The sequence below is a fragment of the Rhizobacter sp. P3_B12 genome (genome assembly GCF_056402895.1).
This window is the reverse complement of the sequence record NZ_JBFUGN010000160.1, coordinates 1-9,218: the sequence shown is the minus strand read 5'-3', so window position 1 is coordinate 9,218 and position 9,218 is coordinate 1. Positions and strand designations below refer to the sequence as shown.

Here is a 9,218-nt window from a genome sequence, read left to right as displayed (position 1 = left end):
TCCAGCGCCTGGTACGGCCCGAGGAAGGTGAAGGCACGCACCGTGCTGACCGGCAGGCGATGCTGGCCTGCATGGCCGCAGGCCAGGCTTTCGGCGGCTCGCCGGGCTTCCGCGTACAGGTTGTGGAAGCGGGTGAAGTCGAGCGGGCCGATGTCGCCTTCGGCCAGTGCCCGCGCGGGCAGCCCGCTGCCAGCCACCAGCCCGGAGCTCAGGTTCACGAGGCGCCGGATATCCTCCAGCCGGCTTGCCGCCGCGAGGGTGTTGTCCAGGCCGTAGACCGTGGTCTGGAACACGCGCTGCGGCTCGCTGGCATGGACCCGCGGATCGGCGATGCCGGCGGCGAACAGCACCAGCGTCGTGTCGTGTGGCAGCTCGAACGGCGAACGCACGTCGGTGGCCTGCAGGGAGATGTCGTCGCGCTTCAGGTGCGAGTTCTGTGCAACCCACTTCGCAGGCGCCCGGCCGACCAGGTGCAGGCGGGTGTTGCCGCCCGCCTCGTCGTTGAGTGCCGAGATCATCTCGGCCAGCCAGGTGCCGGTGAAGCCGGTGCCACCGACCACGGCGATGCGGTGGCCCCTCAGTCGGCCGGCGAGATCCGGCAACGCCGCCGCCGAAGCCAGGCAATCGTCGCGCAATTGGCGTTGCATGGCGTCAAGCATGGGCCGCCTTCGTTGCGGCCTTCGCTTCGGCCAGCTGCAGTGCCACCTCGAGGATCAGGCTTTCCTGCCCCGCCACCGCGTTGCGGCGCCCCAGCTCGAAGAAGATGTCGCGCGGGTCGACGCCGTGCTCGGCACCGATGCTGTTCACCTGTTTGACGAAACCGGAGAACACGCCCGACATGCCGCTGACGATGCTGGTCGACGAGATGTAGGGCAGCGAAGGAATCATCGTCTTCTCGGCCAGGTCGGCCGCGTCGAGCATCTTGTAGAGATCGATGCCGGTCTCGTAGCCCATCTGCTGGAAGACGGCGACGAGCACCTCGAGCTGCGCATTGCCCGCGCCGGCGCCGAAGCCGCGCGCGCTGCCATCGATGATGGACGCTCCCGCCTCGACCGCGGCCACCGAATTGGCAATGCCCATGCCGAGGTTGTTGTGCGCATGGAAGCCCACGGGGATGCTCAGCGCGTCCACCAGCGTCGAGATGCGCCGGGTCACGTCGGAGGGCAGGTAGGTGCCGGCCGAGTCCATGATGACCAGCGCCTCGGCGCCATAGGCCTGCATCTTGCGCGCCTCGTCTGCCAGCACGTCCGGGGAGGCCATGTGGCTCATCATCAGCACGCCATAGACCTCCTTGCCCTGGGTGCGCACGTAGTCGATGTGGCGTTGCGTGATGTCGGCTTCGGTGCAATGCGAGGCGATGCGGAACACGTCGACGCCGAGCTCGATCGCCATCGTCAGGTGGCGCTGGATGGTGCAGAAACCGGGGATGGCGTGGACAGACAGCTTCGACTTGCCGAGGTTCTCGCGTGCCGTGCGCAGGATCACCTCATCGGTCAGCGCGCATTCGCCGATCAGCATCGACGAGGCGCCCAGCCCGTTGCCGTGGCCCACCTCGACGATGGGGACGCCGGCGCGTTCCGCGGCGGCGCAATAGGCGGCGAAGTTCTCCTGCGAGATCTTGTGGCGCACCGCGTGGTTGCCGTCGCGCAGCGTCGGGTCGCTGATCAGTACGTGCTTGCCCATGTCGTCACTCCTTGCCCTGGCGGGCGATGGTCTCCGCGATGCCGATGGCCGCGCAGTTGATGATGTCGAGGTTGCCGGCATAGCGCGGCAGGTAGTCGCCGTTGCCCAGCACCTTCACGGTGGTGGTGATCTTGCCGTCCTCGATGGTCGGCGGCACGATCAGCTGGTAGCCGGGCACGTAGGCCATGATTCGCTTCATCATCTCGTTCACCGAGTCGCGGATCGCGCCGAGGTTCGGGTTGGCCACCTTCGCGTAGATCGTCGTCTGCATGTCGATCGGCGGGCGGGCGGGGTTCAGGATCAGGATCGCCTTGGCCTGGCGCGCTCCCGTGAACTTGATCAGCGCCTGCTCGGTGGTCTCGATGTATTCGTCCAGGTTGGCGCGGGTGGCGGGGCCGGCGCTGCGCGACGAGATGCTGGAGGCGACCTCGATGTACTCGATGTCGCTCTGCACCGCGGCGATCGCGTTGGCGATCGGCACCGAGGCCTGGCCGCCGCAGGTCACCATGTTGATGTTGGCCGAGCGAGAATCGATGATCTCGTCCGAGTTGATCGCCGGCACGCACAGCTTGCCGACCTTGGCCGGCGTCATGTCGATCACCTTCTTGCCCAGCTTCTCCAGCACCGACCAGTGCTCGAGGTGCGAGATCGCCGAGGTGGCATCGAACACCAGGTCGATGTCGTCGGCCTGCTGCACGATGGCGTCCAACCCGCGGTCAGAGATGTTCACGCCCAGGTTGCTGGCCTTCTGCATCCCGTCGGAGCGAAAGTTGCGGCCGACGAACAGCGCGCACTGCAGGCTCTCGGAGCGCATCACCTTGATGAGCAGGTCGGTGCCGATGTTGCCGGTGCCGAGGATCGCGACGCGGAGTTTCTTGGAGGTCATCACAGCTTCTCAATGGGATTTTTCTGGGGCCGCCTGGCGGCCCAGGATGGCGCGAGTCTCTTCCAGCACGCCCTCCAGCGACGAATACCGGGGCCGGTAGCCGAACCGCCCGGCCTGGTGGTTCAGCGAGTAGTAGTGAGGCTTGGCGCCGGTGGCGTTGACCGCCACCCCGCTGTCCGGCTCGGCGATGTCGTAGCGCAGGCCGAAGTGCTCTTGCATCGCCTTCAGCAGGGTCGGCTTGTCCACGGCGCCACGCGAGTAGCCATCGACCGGGCCATTGTGCGGCGGTGCATCGAGCAGGCAGCGCACGAGCTGGGCGAAGTCGTGCGGGTGCAGGAAGTCGCGCACCATGTACTCGGGCGAGGTGCGCAGCACCTGCCCGTCGCGCACGGCACGAACGATATCGGTGATGAAGAACCGCGCCTCGATGTCCTGGGTGCGGCTGAAATAGTTGAAGACGCGGATGTCGGTGATCGCCAGGTCCGGCCGCGAGCGGTGCCGCACCTCGGCATGCAGCTTGGCGGTGGCGTAGTAGTCCTGCGGTGCGATGGCATTGATGGCGATGCGCGCTTCGGTGGCGGCCGTCACCGGCTCTGCATAGGCGTTGCCGTAGACGGCGCCGCTGGACAGGAAGAGGTAATGGCGCTGCGGGTTCTTCTGAAGCTCGGCCAGCACCATGTCGTCGAAGCGCTGCGTCACTTCGAAGATGCCGGCGCCCATCGCCGCGGCGCGGCGCGGGTCGCCGACACCCACGAAGTTGATGACGGCGTCGTGCGGGACGCGCCCGTAGTCCTCGTAGCGGTGGATCGGACAGGTCTCAGCCAGTCCTCGGGCCAGCACCCAGCTGCGCATGGCCTCCACGTCCCGCACATAGAGCAGCGGCGGCGTGTCGCTGCCGGACGTCAAGGACAGGATCAGGTCCTTGGCGATCTGGCTGCTGGCGCCGACGATGGCGATCTGCTTCATGGCGTTGCGAGCAAGCTCAGCGCAGCGAGGTCGACTTCGGGTGCACGTCGACCAGCATGGCTTTCGACAGCACGTCCAGCGGCAGCAGGGGCGACAGGTCTTCCAGCGGCGGCGACACCAGCTCGCCGGTCGGCCTGGCCGCCACCGAGAGCTTGGGCACGAACAACTGCTCGGGGTGCATGAACACCTCGCAGACCACCGGGCCCTCGATGGCCTGGACCTGGGCCAGCACGTCGTCGCATTCCTCCCAGCCGCGAATCTGGAAGGCCGGGATGTCGAAGGCCGCGGCGAGCTTGCTGAAATCGGGGCAGGACACGCCCGACTTCGCGTCGGTGCCCACGTAGCCGCTCTTGAACAGCGAGTTCTGCGTGTGCTTGATCATCAGGTAGCCGTCATTGTTGAAGATGAACAGCTTGATCGGCAGCTGGTGGTGGACCATGGTCTGCAGTTCCTGCAGGTTCATCATCATCCCGCCGTCGCAGTTCAGGCACATCACCTCGCCCCGGTCGCGCGCGAACGAGGCACCGATGGCTCCCGGCAGGCCGTAGCCCATCTCGCCCAGGCCGGTCGAGGTCATCAGGCGCTGGCCGTCGCCCAGCTTCAGCACCTGGTGGCCGCACAGCAAGGCGGTGCCCATGTCGGTGACGATCACCTGGTCGGGCTTCAACACGCCGTTCAACCGCTCCATGAACCGGTAGGAATTCATGAAGCCTGCCGGGTCGGCATGCTCGGGGCCGATCCAGGGGAAGTCGCGCAGGTAGCCGGCACAGCGCTCCAGCCAGGCGGCCTTGCTGCCCACGCCGCCATTCGCCCCGGCAGCCAGTGCCCGCACGAAGGCGCCGGCATCGGCGTGGATGAAGCTGTTCAGGCGCGAGCCCAGCTTGCCGCCCTCGGTCTCGTCGATGTCGACCATGTCGATGGTGGCCGCGCGTGCCAGCTCGTTCAGGTCGTAGCCGACCTGCGGGACGGCCAGGCGCGTGCCGATCGCGAGGATGTAGTCGCTGTTCTGCAGCGCGAAGTTGGCGGCGCGCTGCCCGTAGACGCCGGCACGGCCGATCACCCGGGGATGCGACGAGTCGACCATGTCGATGCCGGCCCACGACACCAGGGCCGGGATGTCCAGCGCGTCGAGCAGGGCGGGCAGTTCGTCCACCGCACCCGCCAGGCGGATGCCGTTGCCCAGCCACAGCAGCGGACGCTCTGCGCGCTTCAGCGCTGCGATCACGCCCGCGATCTGGTCGGCGTCGGGCGCCTTCGGCGTGCCGGTTTCCGGCGTGAAGACTTCCATCTCCGACGGCGCCAGGCGGGTCGACTGGATGTCCATCGGAATCTCGACCCAGGCCGGTCCCGGCCGGCCGGCCAGCGCGATGCCGGCGGCCTTGCGCAATTCGGCCAGGGTCTGGGCGGGTTGCGTCACGCGGCTCGCGTACTTGGCGACCTTCTCGATCATGCCGACCGAGTCGTAGCCCTGCACGCCCCACATGCGCAGCGGGTTGTCCAGCCGCGTGTGCTTCGAGTGCTCGTTGCCGGCGATCACCAGCCCGGGGATGGAATCGGCCCAGGCCGACACCACGCCGGTCACGCCGTTGGTGGCGCCGGCGCCCGTCGTCAGCAGCGCGACCGCGAGCCGCCCGCTGGTCCGGTAGTAGGTCTGCATCGCCATCGTGGCGGCCTGCTCGTGGTGCACGCAGACGATCTCGGTGAAACCGCGGCGCGTGATCGCCTCGAACAGGTGGACGTTGCCGGCACCGATGATGCCGAAGGCATGACGGATGTCGAGCTCTTCGAGCAGTTGCGCGATCTGATCGCTGATCTTGGCGGGAGCTGTCATGGTGCGGTTCAGAAATTCAGGCCGAAGAATTCTTCGAGCTTGCCGACGATGAAGTCGAGGTGTTCGGTGGTGAGGCCCGGGTACACGCCCAGCCAGAAGGCCTGGTTCATGACCACGTCGGTGTTGGCCAGGCTGCCGCTGACGCGGAAGTTGCGCCCGATCATGTAGGGCTGGCGCGCCAGGTTGCCGGCGAACAGCAGCCGCGTGCCGATCTTGTTCTGGTCGAGGTACGACAGCAGGTCGACACGCTTGACGCCCGACTCGGGCTTCAGCAGCGCGAGGAAGCCGAACCACGACGGATCGGACTTCGGCGTCGCTTCGGGCAGCTCCAGGAAGTCGGCGCACGACTTCAGGCGCTCCTTCAGGTAGTCGAAGTTGCGCTTGCGGGCTTCGACGAACTCTTCCACGCGGTCCATCTGCGCCAGCGCGCAGGCGGCCTGCATGTCGCTGATCTTCAGGTTGTAGCCGAGGTGCGAGTAGGTGTACTTGTGGTCGTAGCCATCGGGCAGGTCGCCCCCGAGTTCCTTGTTCGTCCAGCAGAAGCGCTTGTTGCAGGTGTTGTCCTTGCCGGGCGGGCAGTAGCAGTCGCGGCCCCAGTCGCGGAAGGATTCGGCGATCAGCTTCAGCTCGGCGTTGTTGGTGAACACCGCGCCGCCTTCGCCCATGGTGATGTGGTGCGCCGGGTAGAAGCTCAGCGTGCCGATGTCGCCGAAGCTGCCGACCATCTTGCCGTCGTAGGTGGAGCCGAGCGCGTCGCAGCAGTCTTCCACCAGCCAGAGCTTGTGCTTCCTGCACAGCGCGGTGACCACGTCGAGGTTGAACGGGTTGCCCAGCGAGTGGGCCAGCATGATGGCCTTGGTCTTCGGGCCGATGGCGGCCTCGATCAGCGTCGGGTCGATGTTGTGCGTGGCGAGGTCGATGTCGACGAACACCGGCACGGCGCCGAACTGCAGGATCGGGTTGACGGTCGTCGGGAAGCCCGCGGCCACGCCGATCACCTCGTCGCCCGGCTGGATCGCGCGCTCGCCCAGGCGCGGCGAGGTCAGCGCCGAGAAGGCCACCAGGTTGGCCGACGAGCCGGAGTTGACGGTGATCAGGTACTTCACGCCCAGGTACCTGGCCAGGCGCTCTTCGAAGGCGGTGTTGAAGCGGCCCGTGGTCAGCCAGCCGTCGAGCGAGGCCTCGACCATCAGCTGCAGCTCCCTGGCGCCGATCACCTTGCCCGACACCGGCACCACCGACTGGCCGGGCACGAAGGGCTTGGGTGCCAGCTGCTGGTCGGCGTACTGCTGGACGAGTGCAGCGATCTGCGCGCGCAACTCGGCGCCGGGTGCGGCCGGTGCGGCCGCGATGATGGGGATGCTGCTCATGCGGTTTCCTTGCCGATCGAGTTCGTGTACTGCGTGATCTGCGCCAGGCAGACCGATTTCATGTCCTGCTGGGCGCGCCAGGCGCGGTGCCACTGCGTGATCTTCGAGAGCGCGGTGTCCAGGTTCCAGCGCGGTTGCCAGCCCAGGCGGTGCCGGGCCTTGGAGATGTCGAGCTTCAGGTAGTGGGCCTCGTGCGGGTGCTCACCCAGGTCGAGCTGCCAGCCGGCGCCTTCGCCCCAAGCCTTCGCCAGGCGCTCGACGATCCACATCACCGGCTGCGCGTCCTCGTCGCGTGGGCCGAAGTTCCACCCGTCGGCGAATTCGGGTTCGCCGCTCCACAGCTGCTGGGCCAGTGTCAGGTAGCCTGACAGGGGCTCCAGCACGTGCTGCCACGGCCGCGTCGAATTCGGATTGCGGATCACCACCGGCTCGCCACGCTCGAAGGCGCGCAGGATGTCGGGCACCAGCCGGTCGCTGGCCCAGTCGCCACCGCCGATCACGTTGCCGGCGCGCGCCGAGGCCAGCGCCACGCCGGCCTTCTGCAGGAACGAGCGGCGGTAGGCCGAGGTCACCAGCTCCGCACACCCCTTGCTGTTGCTGTACGGATCGTGGCCGCCCATCGGCTCGTTCTCGCGATAGCCCCATTCCCATTCACGGTTCTCGTAGCACTTGTCGGTCGTCACGGCGACGACGCAGCGCACCGTGCTGCAGCGGCGCACCGCCTCCAGCACGTGCACCGTGCCCATCACGTTGGTGGCATACGTCTCGACCGGTTCGCTGTAAGACAGGCGCACCAGCGGCTGCGCCGCCATGTGGATCACGATCTCCGGCCGGAACGCCTGCATGGCCTGCACCACGGTGTCGAGGTCGCGGATGTCGCCGAGGGTCGACTGCATGGCGTCGCCCACCCGGGCCACCTGGAACAGGCTGGGCTCGGTGGAGGCGGCCAGGGCCAGGCCTCCCAGCTCGGCGCCCAGCGATTGCAGCCACAGCGACAGCCAGCTGCCCTTGAAGCCGGTGTGGCCAGTCAGGAAGACGCGCTTGCCGCGCCAGAATTCAGCGTTCACCGACATGCTCAGTCCCACTTCTTCCACGGCGCCTTGCCGCTGGTCCACAGGTCCTCGAGCAGGTGCTTGTCGCGCAGCGTGTCCATCGGCTGCCAGAAGCCGTCGTGCTCGAAGGCCATCAGCTGCTCGTCTTCGGCCAGCCGCATCAGCGGACCCTGCTCCCAGACCGTGGCGTCATCCTTCAGGTACGACAGCACCTTCGGCGAGAGCACGAAGAAGCCGCCGTTGATCATCCCGCCGTCGCCCTTGGGCTTTTCCTTGAAGCTCTTCACCTGCTGGTGCTGGATGTCGAGCGCGCCGAAGCGACCGGGCGGGAAGGTCGCGGTGAGCGTTGCGGCCTTGCCGTGAGCCTGGTGGAACGCGATCGATGCGCCGATGTCGATGTCGCCGACGCCATCGCCATAGGTGAAGCAGAAGGCTTCTTCATCCTGCACGTACTTCGCGACGCGCAGCAGCCGCCCACCGGTCATCGAGTCGTCGCCGGTGTCGACCAGCGTCACGGTCCACGGTTCGGCGCGCTCGTGGTGCACCTCCATGCGGTTGTGCTTCATGTCGAAGGTGACGTCCGACATGTGCAGGAAGTAGTTGGCGAAGTACTCCTTGATCACGTAGCCCTTGTAGCCGCAGCAGATCACGAAATCGTGGATGCCGTGGTGCGAGTACATCTTCATGATGTGCCACAGGATCGGCTTGCCGCCGATCTCGACCATGGGCTTGGGCCGGATGGCAGTTTCCTCGCTGATGCGGGTGCCCAGCCCCCCGGCCAGGATGACGGCTTTCATGGTGTTCCTTTCGCGTTGGAGGGGCTCAGGCCGGCGCCGAGCTGACGAAGGCATCGGAGTGGAAATGCCGAGCTGGCAGGCCGGCGTCCAGCAACCGGGCGCGGGCAGCGTGGATCATGGCGTCGGAGCCGCAGGCATAGACCACGGTGCGCTGCCAGTGGCATCCGTCGCGCAGCAGGGCCTCCTGCACGTGGCCGCGTTCTCCGAGCCAGTCGATCCCCGCGCGCGACAGCACCGGCACGAACCGATGCCCCGGTCCGGCGGGCGGCGGCTGCCAGTACAGGTCGGACGGGACGCGGCCTCCCCAGTACACCGTCACGGAGAGCGGTTGRTCTGCGCGGCGGGCGAGCTCCTCGAGCATGGCCTTGACCGGCGCGATGCCTGTGCCGGTGGCCAGGAAGACCAGGTGCACCCCCTCGGTCTCGCGGACGAAGAAGGTGCCCAGCGGGCCATGCAGGCGCAGCAGGTCGTTGGTGCGGGCCTGCTCGAACCAGTAGTCGCTCATCACGCCACCGGGGACCTGGCGGACGTGCAGTTCGAGCGGCATGGCCTCGGCCCGGGCCGAGGCGAGCGAGTAGCTGCGCCGTACGCCGCCGTGGCCGATCACGTCGATGTACTGGCCGGCGGCGAACG

Annotated in this window: 9 protein-coding genes; all 9 read right to left on the bottom strand. The window is 67.3% G+C overall.

Translation table 11 applies throughout. From position 1 onward, the window contains the following. The coding region (locus AC1D01_RS11425) for an NAD-dependent epimerase/dehydratase family protein (RefSeq protein WP_477866206.1) at positions 1 to 647 on the bottom strand (647 nt) is incomplete at its 3' end. Between the two features lie 4 nt (positions 648 to 651). Beyond that, entirely contained in the window at positions 652 to 1,683 is a 1,032-nt protein-coding gene (gene dmpG, locus AC1D01_RS11420) for a 4-hydroxy-2-oxovalerate aldolase (protein WP_477866204.1), read from the bottom strand. 4 nt (positions 1,684 to 1,687) lie between these two features. Further along, complete coding sequence (locus AC1D01_RS11415; protein ID WP_477866202.1) at positions 1,688 to 2,569, bottom strand: acetaldehyde dehydrogenase (acetylating); 882 nt, start codon at positions 2,567 to 2,569, stop codon at positions 1,688 to 1,690. Positions 2,570 to 2,578: 9 nt separating this feature from the next. Next, complete coding sequence (locus AC1D01_RS11410; RefSeq protein WP_477866200.1) at positions 2,579 to 3,535, bottom strand: NAD-dependent epimerase/dehydratase family protein; 957 nt, start codon at positions 3,533 to 3,535, stop codon at positions 2,579 to 2,581. Between the two features lie 16 nt (positions 3,536 to 3,551). Then, on the bottom strand, positions 3,552 to 5,366 hold the full coding sequence (locus tag AC1D01_RS11405) for a thiamine pyrophosphate-binding protein (RefSeq protein ID WP_477866198.1): 1,815 nt from the start codon (positions 5,364 to 5,366) through the stop codon (positions 3,552 to 3,554). Between the two features lie 8 nt (positions 5,367 to 5,374). Continuing rightward, entirely contained in the window at positions 5,375 to 6,736 is a 1,362-nt protein-coding gene (rfbH, locus tag AC1D01_RS11400; RefSeq protein ID WP_477866196.1) for a lipopolysaccharide biosynthesis protein RfbH, read from the bottom strand. Beyond that, a complete protein-coding gene (rfbG, locus tag AC1D01_RS11395) occupies positions 6,733 to 7,809 on the bottom strand; it encodes a CDP-glucose 4,6-dehydratase (protein WP_477866194.1) in 1,077 nt (358 codons plus the stop codon). The genes rfbH and rfbG overlap by 4 nt, the downstream gene beginning before the upstream one ends. Before the next feature lie 2 nt (positions 7,810 to 7,811). Further along, positions 7,812 to 8,585 (bottom strand): glucose-1-phosphate cytidylyltransferase, encoded by a 774-nt coding sequence (gene rfbF / locus AC1D01_RS11390; RefSeq protein WP_477866192.1) that lies wholly within the window; start codon positions 8,583 to 8,585, stop codon positions 7,812 to 7,814. A 25-nt stretch (positions 8,586 to 8,610) separates the two neighbouring features. Further along, positions 8,611 to 9,218 (bottom strand): FAD-binding oxidoreductase (locus tag AC1D01_RS11385; protein ID WP_477866190.1); only part of this gene is annotated, 608 nt, incomplete at its 5' end.

Excerpts from the sequence above, each read along its gene's own strand:
- rfbG (WP_477866194.1), bottom strand. The coding sequence starts at position 7,809 with ATGTCGGTGAACGCTGAATTCTGGCGCGGCAAGCGCGTCTTCCTGACT.
- rfbH (WP_477866196.1), bottom strand. The coding sequence starts at position 6,736 with ATGAGCAGCATCCCCATCATCGCGGCCGCACCGGCCGCACCCGGCGCC.
- AC1D01_RS11405 (WP_477866198.1), bottom strand. The coding sequence starts at position 5,366 with ATGACAGCTCCCGCCAAGATCAGCGATCAGATCGCGCAACTGCTCGAA.
- rfbF (WP_477866192.1), bottom strand. The coding sequence starts at position 8,585 with ATGAAAGCCGTCATCCTGGCCGGGGGGCTGGGCACCCGCATCAGCGAG.
- dmpG (WP_477866204.1), bottom strand. The coding sequence starts at position 1,683 with ATGGGCAAGCACGTACTGATCAGCGACCCGACGCTGCGCGACGGCAAC.
- AC1D01_RS11415 (WP_477866202.1), bottom strand. The coding sequence starts at position 2,569 with ATGACCTCCAAGAAACTCCGCGTCGCGATCCTCGGCACCGGCAACATC.
- AC1D01_RS11410 (WP_477866200.1), bottom strand. The coding sequence starts at position 3,535 with ATGAAGCAGATCGCCATCGTCGGCGCCAGCAGCCAGATCGCCAAGGAC.